12 protein-coding genes are annotated in these 17,239 nt (G+C 74.0%); 5 read left to right on the top strand and 7 right to left on the bottom strand.

What is annotated here, in order from left to right:
* Window positions 1–144 precede the first annotated feature (144 nt).
* Together F6X51_RS03095 and pbpC are read left to right on the top strand one after the other, a co-directional pair.
* Window positions 145–5,493 (top strand): alpha-2-macroglobulin family protein, encoded by a 5,349-nt coding sequence (locus F6X51_RS03095; protein ID WP_150961739.1) that lies wholly within the window; start codon window positions 145–147, stop codon window positions 5,491–5,493.
* Window positions 5,494–6,018: 525 nt separating this feature from the next.
* The gene (pbpC, locus tag F6X51_RS03090) at window positions 6,019–8,136 is read left to right on the top strand and encodes a penicillin-binding protein 1C (protein ID WP_150961738.1); all 2,118 of its coding nucleotides are present in this window, start codon (window positions 6,019–6,021) and stop codon (window positions 8,134–8,136) included.
* 82 nt (window positions 8,137–8,218) lie between these two features.
* On the opposite strand, the gene F6X51_RS03085 is transcribed toward pbpC, so the two are convergent.
* From F6X51_RS03085 to F6X51_RS03075, 3 genes are all read right to left on the bottom strand, one after another.
* Window positions 8,219–8,785 carry an NAD(P)H-dependent oxidoreductase gene (locus F6X51_RS03085; protein ID WP_150961737.1) on the bottom strand — a complete coding sequence of 189 codons (567 nt, stop codon included), beginning with the start codon at window positions 8,783–8,785 and terminating at the stop codon, window positions 8,219–8,221.
* A gap of 201 nt (window positions 8,786–8,986) precedes the next feature.
* Window positions 8,987–9,661 carry a class I SAM-dependent methyltransferase gene (locus tag F6X51_RS03080; protein WP_150961736.1) on the bottom strand — a complete coding sequence of 225 codons (675 nt, stop codon included), beginning with the start codon at window positions 9,659–9,661 and terminating at the stop codon, window positions 8,987–8,989.
* 10 nt (window positions 9,662–9,671) lie between these two features.
* Window positions 9,672–10,823 carry a glycosyltransferase family 4 protein gene (locus tag F6X51_RS03075; RefSeq protein ID WP_150961735.1) on the bottom strand — a complete coding sequence of 384 codons (1,152 nt, stop codon included), beginning with the start codon at window positions 10,821–10,823 and terminating at the stop codon, window positions 9,672–9,674.
* 109 nt (window positions 10,824–10,932) lie between these two features.
* Here F6X51_RS03075 and F6X51_RS03070 point away from each other — a divergent pair, with 109 nt between their 5' ends.
* Together F6X51_RS03070 and F6X51_RS03065 are read left to right on the top strand one after the other, a co-directional pair.
* On the top strand, window positions 10,933–12,231 hold the full coding sequence (locus F6X51_RS03070) for a DNA topoisomerase IB (RefSeq protein ID WP_150961734.1): 1,299 nt from the start codon (window positions 10,933–10,935) through the stop codon (window positions 12,229–12,231).
* Window positions 12,232–12,341: 110 nt separating this feature from the next.
* Window positions 12,342–13,757, top strand: a complete 1,416-nt coding sequence (locus tag F6X51_RS03065) for a cytochrome ubiquinol oxidase subunit I (protein ID WP_150961733.1) — start codon at window positions 12,342–12,344, stop codon at window positions 13,755–13,757.
* 18 nt (window positions 13,758–13,775) lie between these two features.
* Here F6X51_RS03065 and F6X51_RS03060 read toward each other — a convergent pair whose 3' ends face one another.
* Window positions 13,776–14,456, bottom strand: coding sequence for a LuxR C-terminal-related transcriptional regulator (locus tag F6X51_RS03060; protein ID WP_150961732.1), 681 nt, complete (start codon window positions 14,454–14,456; stop codon window positions 13,776–13,778).
* Between the two features lie 242 nt (window positions 14,457–14,698).
* Entirely contained in the window at window positions 14,699–15,595 is an 897-nt protein-coding gene (locus F6X51_RS03055) for a GGDEF domain-containing response regulator (RefSeq protein WP_150961731.1), read from the bottom strand.
* A 200-nt stretch (window positions 15,596–15,795) separates the two neighbouring features.
* Here F6X51_RS03055 and F6X51_RS03050 point away from each other — a divergent pair, with 200 nt between their 5' ends.
* Entirely contained in the window at window positions 15,796–16,173 is a 378-nt protein-coding gene (locus tag F6X51_RS03050) for a hypothetical protein (RefSeq protein WP_246696606.1), read from the top strand.
* Here F6X51_RS03050 and F6X51_RS03045 read toward each other — a convergent pair.
* The gene (locus F6X51_RS03045) at window positions 16,145–16,636 is read right to left on the bottom strand and encodes a hypothetical protein (RefSeq protein ID WP_246696580.1); all 492 of its coding nucleotides are present in this window, start codon (window positions 16,634–16,636) and stop codon (window positions 16,145–16,147) included. The genes F6X51_RS03050 and F6X51_RS03045 overlap by 29 nt on opposite strands.
* A 197-nt stretch (window positions 16,637–16,833) precedes the next feature.
* Window positions 16,834–17,091: a hypothetical protein gene (locus F6X51_RS03040; RefSeq protein ID WP_191969997.1), complete on the bottom strand. Its 258-nt coding sequence runs from the start codon at window positions 17,089–17,091 to the stop codon at window positions 16,834–16,836.
* Window positions 17,092–17,239: the final 148 nt, after the last annotated feature.

Genomic DNA, 17,239 nt, shown 5'->3' with positions numbered 1-17,239 from the left:
CCAGCATTGTCCGCGCCGGCGTCCCAGCGCCGGCGTTCCCGCGCATTGCGGCCCCTGCGGCAGGTGCTACCCTCTCACGCACGGGATGCACCGGCCGGCCTGTCCGCCCGGGCGGCGACGGCGCCGGCAATCGGGGGAACGGGCATGCGGGGTCGGGTCATGGTCGGGTCTTGGCGATTCGCGCACCGCATCGGCCTCGTCGCGGGGGCCCTCGCCTGGGGTGCGGCCCTGCCGCTCCCGGCCGGCGCGCAGGCGCCGCTCACGCCCTCCGCCCGCTCCCTGCCGAGACCCGCCGCGCCGAAGCCCGCGGCCCCGCAGAAGACGTTCCTGCGCGAGGGCCTCGCGAGCGCGGGCGTCCGGCTCGAGACCGCCCTGAGGACCGAGGCCGGCGCGGCGGCGCAGAAGCCCGCCGCCCAGTCCCGCGCCGCCGGCGAGGCGCTGCTCGAGGCCGAGAAGCCGGTCGAGGCCCTGCTGCCTCTGACCGCGGCCGTGGCGGCCGACCCCGCCGATCCGCAGAACTGGCTCGCCTACGCGCGGGCCGCCGACGCGGCCGGGAGCGACGAGGCGCAGGGCGACTACCAGAGCCGGGCGCGCCTGCGCGGCCGGGCGCTGGCGGCCTCCTATCAGGCCTATTGGCGCGCCAGGGCGGCGCCCGCCGAGGCGGAGGCCCTGGCGGCCCTGGCGGAGGCCTACGGCAACCAGTCGGAATGGCGCCCGGCGCTGGAGGCCTACCGGGCGAGCCTCGCCCTCGACGACGTCGCCGAGGTGCGCCAGGCCTATGACGGGGCCCGGGCCGAGCACGGCTTCCGCATCCTCGACTACAAGGTCGATTCGGACGCGGCCTCGCCCCGCGCCTGCTTCCAGTTCTCCGAGAGCCTCGCGCCGAAGACCGACTTCGCCCCCTTCGTGGCCGTCTCGGGCGCCGCGAACGCCGCCGTCACCGCCGAGGGCAGCCAGGTCTGCGTCGACGGGCTGAGGCACGGGGCCCGCTACGCCTTCGTGCTGCGCGAGGGCCTGCCGTCCGGCGTCGGCGAGGCCCTGCTGAAATCGGCCGATTACGAGATCTACGTCCGGGACCGCTCGCCCCAGGTCCGCTTCACCGGCCGCAACTACGTCCTGCCCCGTACCGGCCAGGCCGGCGTGCCCCTCGTCTCGGTGAACGCCGCGAAGCTCGACGTCGAGGTGCTGCGCATCGGCGACCGCAGCCTCCTGCCCTCGCTGCGCTCCGAGGAGTTCCTGGGCCAGCTCAACGGCGCCACTGCCCGGACCATCGCCGACCAGAAGGGTCAGCAGGTCTGGAAGGGCAGCCTCGACACCGCCAAGGGCGAGTTGAACCAGGAGGTCGTCACCGCTTTCCCGGTGCTCCAGGCGGTCGGCAAGCTGGAGCCCGGCCTCTACATCATGCTGGCCCGCCCGAGCGGCAGCGTCGCGTCAACGGAGGAGGACTCGGGCGGCTACGAGCAGCAGGCGACGCAGTGGTTCGTGGTCTCGGATCTCGGCCTCACCGCCTTCAAGGGCCGCGACGGCGTCCACGTCTTCGCCCGCTCGCTGGCGAGCGCGGCGGTGGTGCCGAACGCCGAGATCCGCCTCGTCGCCCGCAACAACGAGGTGCTGGCGACCCGCAGGACGGACGCGCAGGGGCACGCCGCCTTCGATCCGGGCCTCGCCCGCGGGGAGGGCGGCATCGCGCCGGGCCTCGTGGTGGCGCAGCTCGGCGACGATTACGGCTTCCTCGACCTCGCCCAGACCGCCTTCGACCTCACCGACCGCGGCGTGAAGGGCCGGCCCGCGCCGGGCGCGGTCGACGCCTACGTCTTCCCCGAGCGCGGGGTCTACCGCTCGGGCGAGACGGTGCAGATCACCGCCCTCCTGCGCGACGCGCAAGGGGCGGCCGTGCCGAGCCTGCCCCTCACCCTGGTGGTGAAGCGCCCGGACGGCGTCGAGTACCGGCGCGTCCAGCTCGCCGACCAGGGCCTCGGCGGGCGCGCCCTGCCGCTCGCCCTCCTGCCCGGCGCCCAGCACGGCACCTGGCGCGTCTTTGCCCACACCGACCCGAAGGCGCCGGCGATCGGCGAGGCGAGCTTCCTCGTCGAGGATTACGTGCCCGAGCGCCTCGAGGTCGGCCTCACCCCGAAGGACCCGGCGCTGCGCCGGGGCGAGCCGGCCCGGATCGACGTCGCGGCCCGCTACCTCTACGGCGCGCCGGGCGCGGGGCTCGACGTCTCGGGCAGCGTCGTGGTGCAGGCGGCCACCGGCAGCGGCATCAAGGGGCTGGAGGGCTTCTCGGTCGGTCTCGACGACGAGGCCGTCGAGGCCAACACCGCCGAGATCGAGGACAAGGCCGTCACCGACGCGAAGGGCCATGCCGGCCTCACGGTGCCGGTCCAGGCCCTGGCGAGCCCGCGCCCGACCGAGGCCCGCATCACCCTGCAGGTCGGCGAGCCGGGGGGCCGGGCGCTCAGCCGCAGCCTCACCCTGCCGATCCTGCCCGACGCCCCCGTGCTCGCCCTCCGCAAGGGTTTCAAGGGCGACCTGCAGGAGGGCGGCACCGCGAGCTTCGAGCTGGTGCTGGCGGCCCCCGACGGGCGCCGCCTCGCCGCCCCCGGCGTGGTCTGGACCCTCTCGCGCCTGGAGCAGACCTATCAATGGTACCGCGCCGACGGGCGCTGGTCCTTCGAGCCCGTGAAGTCGGTCCGCCGCGTCGCGGACGGGCGCCTCGACGTGGGCGCCGACGCGCCGGCCCGGCTCGGGGCCCCCGTGAGCTTCGGCAAGTACCGCCTGGAGGCGAGCCTGCCCGGCCGGCCCTCCGCCACCGTCAGCGTCACCTTCGGGGTCGGCTGGACCGGCGGGGAGACCGCCGACGTGCCCGACCTCCTCGACCTCACCCTCGACAAGGCGTCCTACGCGGGCGGCGAGACCCTGCGGGCCCGGATCGCCCCGAAGTTCACGGGCACGGCGACCCTCGCGGTCGTCAGCGACAAGGTGCACGACATCCTCGACGTGAGCGTGCCCGAGGGCGGCACCACGGTGAGCATCCCGGTCAGGCCCGAATGGGGCGCCGGCGCCTACCTGGTGGCGAGCGCCTACCGGCCCCTTGACCAGGCGGCCAGGCGCCTGCCGGGCCGGGCCCTCGGGCTCGCCTGGTTCTCGGTCGATGCGGGCAAGCGCGCGCTCACGGTCTCCCTCGACGCGCCGGCCAAGACCCGGCCGCGCCAGGACCTCACCCTGCCGATCCGCCTCGCCGGGCTCGCGCCCGGCGCCGAGGCGCGGGTCACGGTGGCGCTGGTCGATGTCGGCATCCTCAACCTGACCCGCTACGAGGCCCCGAACCCCTTCGCCCACTTCTTCGGCCAGAAGGCGCTCGGCCCCGAGATCCGCGACCTCTACGGATACCTGATCGACGGCATGCAGGGGACGCTCGGCGCCATCCGCTCCGGCGGCGACGGGGGCACGGGCGAGCTCGCGGATTCGCCCCCGACCCAGGCGCCGCTCGCCCTCTACTCGGGCGTCGTCGCGGTGGGGCCGGACGGGACCGCGCAGGTCACCTTCCCGCTGCCCGCCTTCAACGGCACCGGCCGCGTCATGGTGACGGCCTGGGACCGGACCCGCGTCGGCCAGGCGCAGGCCGACGTGATCATCCGCGATCCCGTGGTCCTCACCGGCACCCTGCCGCGCTTCCTCAACGTCGGCGATCGCTCGCGCTTCTTCGTGGCCCTCGACAACGTCGAGGCCGCGGGGGGCGACTACACGGTCGATCTCGACCTCACGGGGCCCGTCCTCGTCGGCGCCGAGGCGGTGCACAAGGTCCTGCGGCTGGAGGCCGGCGCCAAGGGCCAGCTCGTGATCCCGATCACGGCCGCGGGGCCCGGCACGGCCCGGCTCGACGTCACCCTCTCGGGGCCGGGCCTGCCCGGGGGCGTCGGCCAGAGCTTCGCGCTGCCGGTCGGGCCCGGCACCGGCGCCCTGGTGCGGCGGTCCCTGCGCCCGCTCGAGCCCGGCGCCAGCCTCACGGTCTCGAGCGCGCTGCTCGCCGACATCCTGCCCGGCACCGGGGCGGTCTCGGTCTGGGCCGGCGCGGTGCCGGGCCTCGACGTCCCGGCCCTGCTCCAGGCCCTCGACCGCTACCCCTACGGCTGCTCGGAGCAGATCGTCAGCCGGGCGATGCCGCTCCTCTACGTCAACCGCCTCGCGGCGATGGACCGGCTCGCCCTCGACGACAAAGTCGACGAGCGCGTCCGCGAGGCGATCGAGCGGGTGCTCGCGCGCCAGGATTCGGGGGGCGATTTCGGCCTCTGGTCGGTGGGCGGCACCAACGACCTCTGGCTCAACGCCTACGTGACGGACTTCCTCACCCGCGCCCGCGAGCGCGGCTTCGCGGTGCCCCAGGCGGCCTTCGCGAGCGCCCTCGACCGCCTGCGCAACGCGGTGGCCAACACCACGGAGGTGCGGGAGGGCGGCATGGACCTCGCCTACGCGGCCTACGTCCTGGCCCGCAACGGCCGGCCGGTGATGGGGGACCTGCGCTACCTCGCCGACACCAGGATCGGTGATTTCGCGACGCCGCTGGCCCGCGGCCAGATCGCCGCGGCCCTGGCGCTCCTCGGCGACCGCGGCCGGGCCCAGAAGGCCTTCGACTCCGCGCTCGCCGCCCTGAAGGGTGCCCCCGACACGCGGAGCTACCGGGCCGATTACGGCTCGCGCCTGCGCGACGGCGCCGGGATCCTCGCCCTCGCGGCGGAGACCGGCCTCACCCGCGAGACCCTGTCCCCCGTCGCCGCGGTGATCGGCGAGGAGCAGGCGAGCGGGCGCCCGACCAGCACCCAGGAGAACGCCTGGATGGTGCTCGCCGCCGAGGGGCTGACCAAGGAGGCCGAGACCCTGGCGCTCGCCGTCGACGGCACCCGCCAGGCCGGGACGCTGGCCCGCACCTACCGGGGCGCGGCGCTCGAGGCGAAGCCGGTCACGCTGACCAACGAGGGCCGCGCCCCCGCCCAGGTCGTGCTCGGCGTCAGCGGCAACCCGATCGCCCCCGAGCCCGCCGAGGCCCGGGGCTACACGGTCGAGCGCGGCTACTTCCGCCTCGACGGTAGCCCCGTCGACCTGCGGGTCCCCTTGCGCCAGAACGACCGCCTCGTGGTGGTCCTCAAGGTGACGGAGGCGCGCGCCACCGCCGGGCGTCTGCTCCTCGTCGACCGCCTGCCGGCGGGTCTCGAGATCGACAACCCGAAGCTCCTCGACGCCGACACCCTCACGGGCCTCGCCTTCGCCAGGACCGAGGTCCAGCCGGCCCATACGGAGTTCCGCGACGACCGCTTCGTAGCCGCCTACGACCGGACCCCCGAGCAATCGGCCTTCTTCAGCGCCGCCTACACGGTCCGGGCCGTCTCCCCCGGCACCTACGTGCATCCCGGCGCCACGATCGAGGACATGTACCGCCCCGACCGCTTCGGCCGCACCGCCTTCGGCTCCCTGACGATCGAGGCGGCGCGGTGACCCGCGCCCACCTCTCCCGTCCGGGAGAGGTCGAGTGCGCGACAGCGCACCGGGTGAGGGGTGCGACGTGTCCGGAGAGGTCGCCTCCCTCACCCCAGCCCTCTCCCGCACGGGAGAGGGGGCCCGTCGCACCACCTGCGGCAGATCCAACGGCATGGCATGACGCGGCGGGTGGTGCTCATCACCTCTCCCGTCCGGGAGAGGTCGAGTCGGCGCCAGCCGACCGGGTGAGGGGTGCGACCTTTCCGGATGTGTCGCTTCCCTCACCCCAACCCTCTCCCGCACGGGAGAGGGGGCGCGCTGCGCTTCCCGCGCTCGATCTGACACCCGCGGCGCCATCCTCGAAGCACCGGACCGACGGCGCGGCGCCCCACCTCTCCCGTCCGGGAGAGGTCGAGTCCGCGAGAGCGGACCGGGTGAGGGGTGCGACCTTTCCGGACAGCGCGCTTCCCTCACCCCAATCCTCTCCCGCATGGGAGAGGGGGCGCGGCACGCGCCCGGGGGCCGGAACGGCGGGGCGGGTGAATGACGGCGCTGCCTGACCGCGCCGGCGGCCGGTGCGTCGCTGCCCGCCGCCTCGCCATCGCCGGCCTCGTCGGCGGTGCGGTCCTCGGAGGTCTCGCTCTCGATCGGACGGTGGCGGCGTTCCCGCCCCTCGACCTGAGCGAGGCCGGCCGCCGATCGACCGTGGTGCTCGACCGGCAGGACCGGCTGCTGCGCCCCTTCGCCACCGCGGACGGGCGCTGGCGCCTGCCCCTGACGGCGGCGGGGGTCGATCCGCGCATGCTCGCCATGCTGACCGTCTACGAGGACCGGCGCTTCGCGGACCATCCCGGCATCGACCCGGCCGCGACCCTGCGGGCCGCCTGGCAATGGCTCCGGCACGGGCGCATCGTGTCGGGCGGCTCGACCCTGTCGATGCAGGTGGCGCGCCTGATCGAGCCGCGGCCGGAGCGCTCGCTGGGGGCCAAGCTGCGCCAGATGGTGCGGGCGGTGGAGCTGGAGCGGCGCCTCGGCAAGGCGGGGGTGCTCGACCTCTACCTCGCCCTCGCCCCCTATGGCGGTCCGGTGGAGGGCCTGCGCGCGGCGAGCCTCGCGTATTTCGGGCGCGAGCCCGCCCGCCTGTCGTTCGCCGAGGGCGCGCTCCTGGTGGCGCTGCCCCAGGCGCCGGAGGCGCGCCGGCCCGACCGCTTCCCCGAGGCCGCGCGGCGCGCCCGGGACCGGGTCCTCGACATCGCGGCGGCGCGCGGCGTGATCACCGGGGCCGAGGCCGCGGCGGCCAAGGCCGAGCCCGTCCCGCGCGGGCGAACACCCTTCCCGATGATCGCGGCCCACGCGGCGGAGGCGGCGGTCGCGGCCGACGGTGAGGCGCGGGTGCTGCGCCTGACCCTCGACGGGCGCCTGCAGGCGAGCCTCGAGGCGCTGGCGAGGGAGCGGGCCGCGGCGGCGGGGCCGGACCTCTCCGCCGCGATCCTCGTCATCGACAACCGCAGCGGCGCGGTCCTGGCCCAGGTCGGCAGCGCCGGCTACCTCGACGCCGCCCGGCGCGGGGCGATCGACATGACGGCGGCGATCCGCTCGCCGGGCTCGGCCCTGAAGCCCTTCATCTACGCGCTCGCCTTCGAGGGCGGCATCGCGCATCCGGAGACGCTCCTCGACGACCGGCCGGCCCGCTTCTCGGCCACCTACGCGCCGGAGAATTTCGACCTCACCTACCAGGGCACCGTCACGGCGCGGCGGGCGCTGCAGCTCTCCCTCAACGTGCCGGCGGTGGATCTCCTCGAGGCGGTCGGGCCCGCCCGCTTCATCGCCCGCCTGCGCGGGGCCGGCGCCGGCATCGTCCTGCCGCGCGACACCGCGCCGGGCCTGCCCGTGGCGCTCGGCGGCCTCGGCATCACCCTGATCGATCTCGCCCGGCTCTACGCGGGCCTCGCGCGCGGCGGCGCCGTGCCGGACCTCGTGCGCCGCCGCGACGCGGACCCGGCGCCCGCCTCCGGACACGCCGCGATCGCGGAGCCGGTGGCCGCCTGGTACGTCGCCGACACCCTGCGGGGCGCGCCGCCCCCCGAGAACGCGCTCGCCGGCCGCATCGCCTTCAAGACCGGCACCTCCTTCGGCTACCGCGACGCCTGGGCGGCGGGCTTCGACCGCCGCATCACCGTGGCGGTCTGGGTCGGGCGGGCGGACGGGGCGGCCGTGCCGGGCCTCGTCGGGCGGCTCGTCGCGGCGCCGATCCTGTTCGACGCCTTCGCCCGCTACGGCGGCGAGCCGGAGGCGATCGCCCGGCCCCCGGACGCCCTCGTGACCACGACGGCGGGGCTGCCGCCGCCGCTCCGCCACATCCGGCGCGACCTGCCCAAGACCCTGGCCGGCACCCTGGTCGCCCCCCTCAAGATCGCCTACCCGCCCGACGGCGCCCGGATCGACCTCGGGCTGAGCCCGGACCCGAAGGAGGCCGGCCCCGGCCTCGCCCTCAAGGCGCTCGGCGGCGTGCCGCCCCTGACCTGGATGGCCGACGGCCTGCCCGTGGCGCAGGGCCCCCGGCGCCAGTCGGAATGGCGGCCGGACGGGGCGGGCTTCGCCCGGATCTCGGTGATGGATGCGGCCGGAGCCAGCGACAGCGTCGTGGTGCGGATCGAGTAATCAGGCCGCTGGCCGCGGCGATCAGGCCGCTGGCCGCGGCGATCGGGCCGCGGGTGCGGCGGTCAGGCCGCGGGCGCGGCGGTCAGGCCGCGGGCGCGGCGCGGCGCGTCGTCCGGACCGCGGTGTCGAGGAGGAGCGCGAGTTCCCGCCCCGCCGCGGCGACGCGCTCGGCCACCCCGGGATCGACGATCGCCCCGTCCTCGATCTCGCCGGGGCCGGCATAGACCGAGGTTGGCGCGATGTGGGCCGCGAAGAAGCCGAAGAGCGGGCGCAGGCCGTGCTCGACCACGAGGGCGTGGCGCAGGCCGCCGCCGGTCGCCGTGAGCACCACGGGCTTGCCCGCCATCGCGGCGGGATCGAGGAAATCGATGACGTGCTTGAACAGGCCCGCGTAGGAGCCCTGGTAGACCGGCGTCCCGACGATCAGGGCGTCCGCGCCCTCGATCGCCTCGATCAGGTGCGCGGCCGGCAGGGGCAGCGCCTCCCGGCTCGCCACCGCGAGGCCCGGCCCGGCATCGGCGAGGTCGAGCACCTTCAGGTCGATGCGGCGGTGGCGCGCGAGTTCGGCCCCGACCGCCTCCACGAGGGTCCGGGTCCGCGACGGGCGGTTCTGGCTGCCCGAGAAGGCGACGATGCGGGGAAGGGACACGGGGCGCGGTCTCCGGTCTGACTGGACCTTCTCGGCCGATGCGGTGCGGATCGGCCGCCCGACGGACAAGACTGATACGGGTACGTAGCGCCCCGAATGCAAGGGGCCGCAAGGATCAGACAGAGGCGGAATGTCTCACCGGGTCAGCAAGTTCCGGAGCGGCAAGGTTCGGAACGGCAAGGTTCGGGCGGGCGAGGCCCCTCAGCGGAAGCGCCAGACGCTGGTGCGCTTGATCTCGGCATCCTCCAGCGCCCGGGTCACCGGGATCTCGTAGGTGGCGAGGATCTCGAGGCGGCCCTTGGGCAGGTAGGCGCGGCCGGGATCGCCCACCAGCACCGTGGTGCCGCCCGCGTGGAGCCGGCCGAGCCAGTCGCCGACCCGGCCCGCGAGATCCTGCTCGTAGAAGATGTCGGCGGCGAGCACGAGGTCCGCCTCCGGCGCCGTGCCGATCAGGTCCGCGGCGGCGGCCTCGATCCGGTCGGCGACGCCGTTCGCCGCCGCGTTCAGGCCGATCGACGCGATCGCGAAGGGGTCGAGGTCGCTCGCCAGCACCCGGGTCGCGCCCGCCCGTGCCGCCGCGATCGCCACGAGTCCGGAGCCCGAGGCGAAATCGAGCACCCGCCGCCCGGCCGCGAAGCCAGGATTGTCGAGGATGTAGCGGGCGAGCGCCTGGCCGCCGGCCCAGGCGAAGGCCCAGAAGGGCGGTGGCAGGCCGATCGCCTGCAATTCCTCCTCCGTCCGCTCCCACAGGGCCGTGGCCTCGTCGGCGACGTGGAGGAGGATCTCGGGGGCGTGCGGCACCGGCCGCAGCCGGGTCTCGGCCCGGATGAAGGCGTGGGCGTCGGCCGGCGTGATCCGGCGCGCCGGCGTGCTCATGTGGCGGCGATCATGCGGCGAGAAGCTCGCGATAGAGGGCGCAGACCGCCTCCACAACCGCGGCTTCCGTGTAGCCCCCCGCGAGGATGCGCGCGCGCGCCGCCGCTCCGAGGCCGGCGACGAGGCCCGGCTCGTCGGCGAGGCGGCGCAGGGCGGCGGCGAGCGTGGGGGCGTCGTCCGGGGGCACGACGAGCCCCTCGATCCCGTCGCGCACGAGGTCGCGGCAGCCCGGCACGTCGGTGGTCAGGATGGTGCGTCCGCAGGCGGCGGCCTCGAGGAGCGTGCGCGGCAGGCCCTCCCCGCCGCGGGAGGGCAGGCAGGCCGCGTGGTGGCTCGCCCAGACGCGCGCCACGTCGCGGGTCGCCCCGTGCCAGGTGATGCCGTCGCGGCTCCACGCCCGCAGGGTGGCCTCGGGGATCGCGCGGCGGTTCTGGGGATCGGGCGCGCCATAGAGGGAGAGCTCCACCGGCGCCCCCGCCTCCCGGGCGCGGCGGGTCGCCTCGACGGCGGTGTCGACCCCCTTCGACCAGAGCATGCGGGCGACGAGGGCGACCCGCAGCGGCGGCCGGGGCGGCAGGGGCTCCGGCCGGAAGGCCTCCGGGTCGACGCCCGCGCCGCCCACCAGGGTGACGCCGGTATCGGCCGGGTCGAGGCCCAGCGCGCGGGCGTCGTCCGGGTTCTCGAACAGGAAACGGGTGCGGCGCGAGGCGAGGGGCCCCCGGATCAGGTGGCGCAGGCCGGTCCGGGCGAGCCTGCCCACCCGGTCGCTCCGGGCCCCGATCAGGCCGAGGCCGGTGAGGGCGTAGACCCGGGCCGGGATCCCCGCCATCGCGGCGGCGGTGCCGCCGACGAGGATGCCCTTGAGGGCGATGCAGTGGACGATGTCGGCCTTCAGGGCCCTGAGGATGGCGGCGAGCTGGCCCGCCGCGTAGCCCGCCGCCATCGGGTTCAGGCTTGAGCGCTCGCTCTCGAGATGCACCACGCGGGCGCCCGTCGCCGCGATGACCTCGCGGTGCTCGCGCACCCGCGTCACCACCGCCACCGACAGGCCCATGGCGACCGCCGCCCGCGCCATCGGCAGGAAGTGCGAGGCGAAGAACCAGTCCTCGGTCACCACGAAGACGAGGCTTTTCATCGGCGCGGGCGGCGGGGGCGTGTCCATGCGGCCCGCTTTAGCACGGCCGCGCTCCGGCCGTGCGGCGGATTCGCAGGCCCGGAACAGCGCCGGCGGCTCTCCGGTTGATGCTCCACGAAACGGGAGGAGTCGGTTCATGCGTTCTGGGCCGGATGGGTGCGCGGAGAAGGCCGGGGATCCGCGCGAGGCCGCCCTCGAGGCGGGCCTCGCCTACGTGGACGACGGCAAGCCCGGCATCACGCGCAAGCGCAGCGGCAAGGGCTTCCGCTACCGCGATCCGAAGGGCGCGCCGGTGCGCGACGCGGCGGCCCTGGCGCGGATCCGGTCCCTGGCGATCCCGCCGGCTTATACCGACGTCTGGATCTGCCCGCGCCGGAACGGCCACATCCAGGCCACGGGCCGCGACGCCAAGGGGCGCAAGCAGTACCGCTACCACCCGGATTTCCGCGAGGCGCGGGAATCGAGCAAGTTCAGCCACATCATGGCCTTCGCGGACGCGCTGCCGGCCATCCGCGACCGCATCGACGCGGACATGAGGCGCCCCGGATTGCCGCGCGAGAAGGTGCTGGCGACGGTGGTGCACCTCCTCGAGACGACGCTCATCCGGGTCGGCAACGACGATTATGCCCGCGCCAACAAGAGCTACGGGCTGACCACCCTGCGCGACCCGCACGTGACGATCGCGGGGGCGGGCCTCCGGTTCCGCTTCAAGGGCAAGAGCGGCAAGACCTGGGACCTCGCGGTCAAGGACCGGCGCATCGCCCGCATCGTCAAGGCCTGCCAGGACCTGCCGGGCCAGGAGCTGTTCCAGTACGTCGACGAGGCGGGCGAGCCGCGCGACGTCACCTCGGCGGACGTCAACGCCTACCTGCGCGAGATCACCGGCCAGGACATCACCGCCAAGGACTTCCGGACCTGGGCCGGCACGGTCCTGGCCGCCCTGGCGCTGCAGGAATTCGAGGCCTTCGACAGCGAGGCCAAGGCCAAGAAGAACGTCCGGGCGGCGATCGAGGGGGTGGCGAGCCGGCTCGGCAACACGCCCACCATCTGCCGCAAGTGCTACATCCACCCCCAGATCCTCGACGGCTACCTCGAGGGCGACCTGATCCTGCAGGTGAAGGACGCGGTCGAGACCGAGCTCTGCGAGGATCTGGGCCGGCTCCGGCCCGAGGAGGCGGCGGTGCTGAGCCTGCTGCAGAAGCGGCTCGCCGGCGCCGAGGCCCTGCCGGCCGGCAAGGCGGGCGCGGCCACGAAGCGCAAGGTGCTCGATGTCGCCTCCGGCAAGCCCGCGCGGGCGAAGGCGCCCAGTGTGACGAGGACAAGCACGGCCAGAACGGGGGCGGCGAAGACCGGGGCGGCGAAGACCGGGGCGAAGTCGGCCAGGCCCTCCGCCGGGCGGAAGGCGCCTCGGGGCGGGGCCGGCGCGACGGCCTGAGCACGCGCGACGCGGGGCGACGCCACACCCGCCCTTGAAGTTGGAATCGAACTCAGACTTTACTCGTGCGCCACGGGCCCGGCCGCCGGTGCCGCAGGAGAGGAAACGCCATGGACGTCGACGCGCTGCTGCTCTCGCGCATCCAGTTCGGCTTCACCATGGCGTTCCACATCATCTTCCCGTCCTTCACCATCGGGCTCGCCAGCTTCCTGGCGCGCCTCGAGGCGCAGTGGCTCTGGACCGGCGACCCGATGTACCGGAACCTGTACCGGTTCTGGGTCAAGATCTTCGCCGTCTCCTTCGGCCTCGGCGTGGTGTCGGGCATCGTGATGAGCTACCAGCTCGGCACGAACTGGTCGCGCTACTCCGACTTCACCGGCAACGTGCTCGGGCCGCTGATCCAGTACGAGGTGATCACGGCCTTCTTCCTGGAGGCGGGCTTCCTCGGCATCATGCTGTTCGGCTGGGAGCGGGTCGGCGACCGGCTGCACTTCCTGTCGACCTGCATGGTCGCCTTCGGCACCCTGGTCTCGGCCTTCTGGATCCTGTCGGCGAATTCCTGGATGCAGACGCCCGCGGGCTTCGTGGTCGAGAACGGCCGGGCCATCGCCACCGACTGGCTGCAGGTGATCTTCAACCCGTCCTTCCCGATCCGCTACGCCCACATGGTGCTGGGCTGCTTCCTCACCACGGCCTTCGCGGTGGCGGGCATGTCGGCCTGGATGATCCTGCGCGCCCGCAAGGAGCCGCCCGCGAAGGTGGCGGGCGCCCGGCTCTCCCTCTCCATGGCGCTCTGGTTCGCGGTGATCTGCACCCCGATCCAGATCTTCATCGGCGACGCGCACGGCCTCGCGGTGCTGAAGCTGCAGCCGACCAAGCTCGCGGCGATCGAGGCGAACTGGGAGCGGCAGGCGGACATGCCCCTGCTGCTCTTCGCGATCCCCAACATGAAGGAGGAGAGGAACGACTTCGAGATCGGCATCCCGAAGCTCGGCAGCTTCATCCTGACGCACGATTTCTCGGGCGTGGTGCCGGGCCTGAAGGACGTGCCCCCGGACCAGCGGCCCCCGGTCTGGCCGGTCTTCTACTCGTTCCGCATCATGGTGGCGATCGGCATGGCGATGCTGGCCCTGAGCCTGTGGAGCCTGCTCCTGCGCTGGCGCGGCACCCTCTACAGCAACCGCCTCTTCCTCACCTGCGCGATGCTGATGACGCCGTCCGGATTCGGGGCGGTGCTGTTCGGCTGGTTCACCGCCGAGATCGGGCGCCAGCCCTACATCGTCTACGGGCAGCTGCGCACCGCGGATGCCCATTCCCCGCTGACCACCCAGGCCGTGACGACCTCGCTGATCGCGTTCCTAATCGCCTACGCGATCATCTTCGGGTTCGGCAGCTATTACCTCGCCAAGCTCCTGCGGAAGGGGCCCGAGCCGCTGGAGGAGGCGGTGCGCGGCAGCGACATCGGTCGCAAGCCGAAGCGGCCCCTCTCGGCGGTCAACGAGGATCTCAAGCCGAACCCGGCTTGAGCCGGGGGCGGCGAAGCCTCAATGGTGCGCCGCCCCGTCCCGTTCCGGGCGGCGCGCACTCCCCTCGCCGGTCCGGCGCGCCGGCTCGGCATCGACCACGGGGGCGAGGCCGAGCTGCCGGGCGAGGGAGACCAGGTCCTTCAGGCGGCCGGTCTGGGTCTTACGCCGCAGGTTGAGGCGGTGGGTCTCCACGGTGCGCACGCTGAGGGAGAGACGGCGCGCCACCTCCTTGTTGCTGAAGCCCGCGCTGAGGAAGCGCAGCACCTCCGCCTCCCGCGGCGTCAGCCCGAGGACGTCGCCGGGCTCGGGGGCGTCCGGCACCGGGGCGCCGGTGAGGCAGGCCTGGCCGTCCGCCAGCGCGAGCAGCGCGGTGCAGACGTCGTAGGCCGAGGCGTTGCGAGCGATGAAGGCGTCCGCGCCGGCCGCGAGCAGGCCGTGGAGGGCGTCGCCCGTCAGGGCCTGGAAGGCCACGAGGGTGCGCAGGGCCGGCCAGCGTTCCTTGAGGCCGGCGAGCCGCGCGCTGCCGTCGGCGGGGCGCGCCTCGTCGACGAAGACCAGCGCGATCGTGCCGGCGCCGTCCTGCTTCAGCTCGGACTCGCCGATCGTGTGCAGGACCGGCATGTGCTCCAGCGATGCGCGAAGTGTCGGGCTGGCCTCCCGCAACTCATCCAGGACCAGAACGTCCACGGCTCGACTCATGCCGCCTCACCCCTCTTGTTCCCGCCGCGAAACAGCTCGGCCGGGCCTGGGGGAGAGGTTTCAAGAGTCGTTCCAGTGACTTAGAAGGGCTTCGGAGGGCCCGAAACGGGTAAATCCCGGATTTTCGATCAAATTGTCCCGAAATCTGTTCCGGATCGGGACAGACCCGTTAACGATCCGTGTACCGATTCGCACCAGTTGCAGCCATCGGGCCAGATCCGTGCTCCCGCGCCCGGAGCCGGTCAGGCGGTGCGGGCCAGGATCAGGTCGGTGGCGGCCGAGACCACGCGGTCGCGCCCCGTCGTCTTGGCCTCGTAGAGGGCGATGTCGGCCCGCTTCAGCAGGCCCTCGACGGTCTCGCTCTCCGACCACTCGCTGACGCCGAAGCTGCAGGCGAGCCGCACCGGGCCGCGGGCGCCGCGCACCCGCAGGTCGCGCACGAGGAGGCGCAGGCGGCCGGCGCAGGCCTCCCCCTCCTCGAGGGAGCGGTTCGGCAGCACGATCGCGAATTCCTCGCCGCCGAGGCGGCCGACGATCCCGTCCGCGCCGAGCAGCTTGGCCACCGCCTGGATCGCCGCGTCGCCGACATCGTGGCCGTGCTCGTCGTTGATGCGCTTGAAATGGTCGATATCGGCGAGGATCGCGGCCATGCGGCCGTGATTGCCGGCGCGCTCGGCCGCGTCCCGAGCCCGCGCGAAGAAGGCGCGGCGGTTGAGGAGCCCGGTCAGCGAATCGGTCTCGGCGAGGCGGATCAGCTCCTCCTGCATGGTGGTGAGGCGCTCGGCCGCGCGCAGGCGGGCATGCAGCTCCTCGGCCCCCGGGGGCTTCTCGATGAAGTCGTCGGCGCCGCTGTCGAGGGCCTCGGCGAGGTTGCGGGCATTGCGCGCCGAGGACATGGTGATGACGTAGAGCGGCCGGCGCGCCTCCGCGAGCAGGCGCGCGGACCAGCACAGCTCCAGTCCGCTGATCGGCCGGACCTCGAGGCTGGTGATCAGCACGCGCACGGAGGGCGTATCATTCAGGAACGTGAGCGCCTCGCTCGAATCCGTGAAGGCATCGACCCTGTGCCCGCGCGGCTCGAGCAGGGCGGTGATGATCTTCAGCACCACCCGGCTCGAATCGACGATCATGATATGCATGGATGCAGACTTTCGCGCGGGCGGAACGGGCTCACCCATCCTGCGCGGCCAAACCTTAATTTGTCCCCAAGGCGGCAGGCCGGCCGCACGCCCCGTGATCGGACGCCGTAACCTTGTCGAATGCAGATGACGGCCAACCCGATGCCGGCAATCTTCAGCAACGCGACAGCCATCCGGTCACGCCGGATCGCCGTTACTTCGTGGTTCGCGGCAGGCTCTGGCGCCGGGCGGACCCGTCCCTGCCGGAGGCGCGGCGCCGGGACCTCGTGGCGGAGCTGATGGCGGCGCGCCGCGCCGTGCGGGCCGCCAAGGCCGCGGAGCGCACCGGATCGCCGGATGCGGCGGGCGCCCTCGCCTCGGCGCGGGGGGCGGTCGACGCCGCGAAGGTGGCGCTCGGCGAGCGCGGCCCGGTCTGGTGGACGGACGGGGCGCCGGACGAGAACCGCCGCATGGTGCGCAACACGGCCTACGCGGGTTGGTTCGCGGGGCTCGGGGGCACGAAGCCCGGCAGCGACACGAAGCCCGGCGAGGGTCCGGGGCCCGGGCCGGTCAGCGGCGGGGCACCGTCACCGAAATGATGCGGGCGCCGCCCGAGTAGGAGGCCCCCCGGGCGCCGCCGGACTCGAGCTGGGACCACTGGCCGTCGTGGTCCCGCGTGAGGACGCGGGCGCGCGACGAGGCCCGTGTGGAGGATCTCGGACGCGGAGCGGGGCTGTCGATGACGTAGACGGTCGGCTCGCCGACGGGGGCGCGGCGGATGCCCGAGACCGTCGGCACCCCGTAGGTGCCGTAGCCCCAGGCCGGCGGGACCAGCTCGCGCGGGCTCGGGAAGCGGGTGAGTGGCGCCCCCACATAGGCACCCCCGACGAGGTTGCCGCCGAGGCCATAGCCGTCGACGTAGCCCGGGGGGGTCCCGCCCACATAGGTCAGGTTCTGGGCGGCGGCCGGTGCCGCGAGCCCGCCGCAGAGCGCCAGGGCGAGCAGCACGTCACGCGCGGGGTGGCGCAAGGAGAGGCGGCGCAAGGAGAGGATTCGTGACATGCGGCAACGCTCCGACGCGACAGGACGTTCGGTCTGAACCCCGCGCGCCGCAGGTTCGTTCCGCGCGGGCGCCCGAGGCCAGCCGCGCAGAGTGCTTAAGGCCGGCCGATCCCAGGCTCCGCCCACAAAAAACCCCGCGACATGCGCGGGGCCTCGACGGGGCGGCGGCAGGGTCAACCGCAAGTTCAGCGGTAATTTCAGCGGCAAGTCGTGATCCGGCGCACGATCCAGCCCTCGCCCTCGACCCAGAGGCGGCGGCGGGTGCGGCTGCAATTGGCGGTCTCGCCCTCGTCCTCGCCCTCGGCCACGGCGGCCACCGGGCGCAGGGACTGGCCGGCATCCGCGACCTTGGTGGCGACCTTGTCGCCGACCGGAGCCGCCGCGGCGCCGGAGACGGCGCCGAATGCCAGAAGAATCACGGCCGCGAAGCCAAGTCCCGCAGATTTCATCGCCATCGTGGTCCTGCCCGCACGCCCTCGGCGGACGCGTCACTTGCTTGATGTCGGGATTGTACGGCCGGGTACGGCCGGCTCTCTGCTGCGGTAATTCGCGACGGGGGGATTCGGTTGCAGGGTCTGCAGGAGTTTGTTCACGCCGACGTGA

Source organism: Methylobacterium planeticum (assembly GCF_008806345.1).
Taxonomy (GTDB): domain Bacteria; phylum Pseudomonadota; class Alphaproteobacteria; order Rhizobiales; family Beijerinckiaceae; genus Methylobacterium; species Methylobacterium planeticum.
Note: the sequence above shows the minus strand (reverse complement) of the source record. Positions and strands in the feature narration are given on the sequence as shown.

What these genes read in the sequence shown, in the direction of transcription:
- F6X51_RS03095 (WP_150961739.1), top strand. Translation starts at nt 145, where the DNA reads ATGCGGGGTCGGGTCATGGTCGGGTCTTGGCGATTCGCGCACCGCATC.
- pbpC (WP_150961738.1), top strand. Translation starts at nt 6,019, where the DNA reads ATGACGGCGCTGCCTGACCGCGCCGGCGGCCGGTGCGTCGCTGCCCGC.
- F6X51_RS03080 (WP_150961736.1), bottom strand. Translation starts at nt 9,661, where the DNA reads ATGAGCACGCCGGCGCGCCGGATCACGCCGGCCGACGCCCACGCCTTC.
- F6X51_RS03075 (WP_150961735.1), bottom strand. Translation starts at nt 10,823, where the DNA reads ATGGACACGCCCCCGCCGCCCGCGCCGATGAAAAGCCTCGTCTTCGTG.
- F6X51_RS03070 (WP_150961734.1), top strand. Translation starts at nt 10,933, where the DNA reads ATGCGTTCTGGGCCGGATGGGTGCGCGGAGAAGGCCGGGGATCCGCGC.
- F6X51_RS03065 (WP_150961733.1), top strand. Translation starts at nt 12,342, where the DNA reads ATGGACGTCGACGCGCTGCTGCTCTCGCGCATCCAGTTCGGCTTCACC.
- F6X51_RS03060 (WP_150961732.1), bottom strand. Translation starts at nt 14,456, where the DNA reads ATGAGTCGAGCCGTGGACGTTCTGGTCCTGGATGAGTTGCGGGAGGCC.
- F6X51_RS03055 (WP_150961731.1), bottom strand. Translation starts at nt 15,595, where the DNA reads ATGCATATCATGATCGTCGATTCGAGCCGGGTGGTGCTGAAGATCATC.
- F6X51_RS03045 (WP_246696580.1), bottom strand. Translation starts at nt 16,636, where the DNA reads ATGTCACGAATCCTCTCCTTGCGCCGCCTCTCCTTGCGCCACCCCGCG.
- F6X51_RS03040 (WP_191969997.1), bottom strand. Translation starts at nt 17,091, where the DNA reads ATGGCGATGAAATCTGCGGGACTTGGCTTCGCGGCCGTGATTCTTCTG.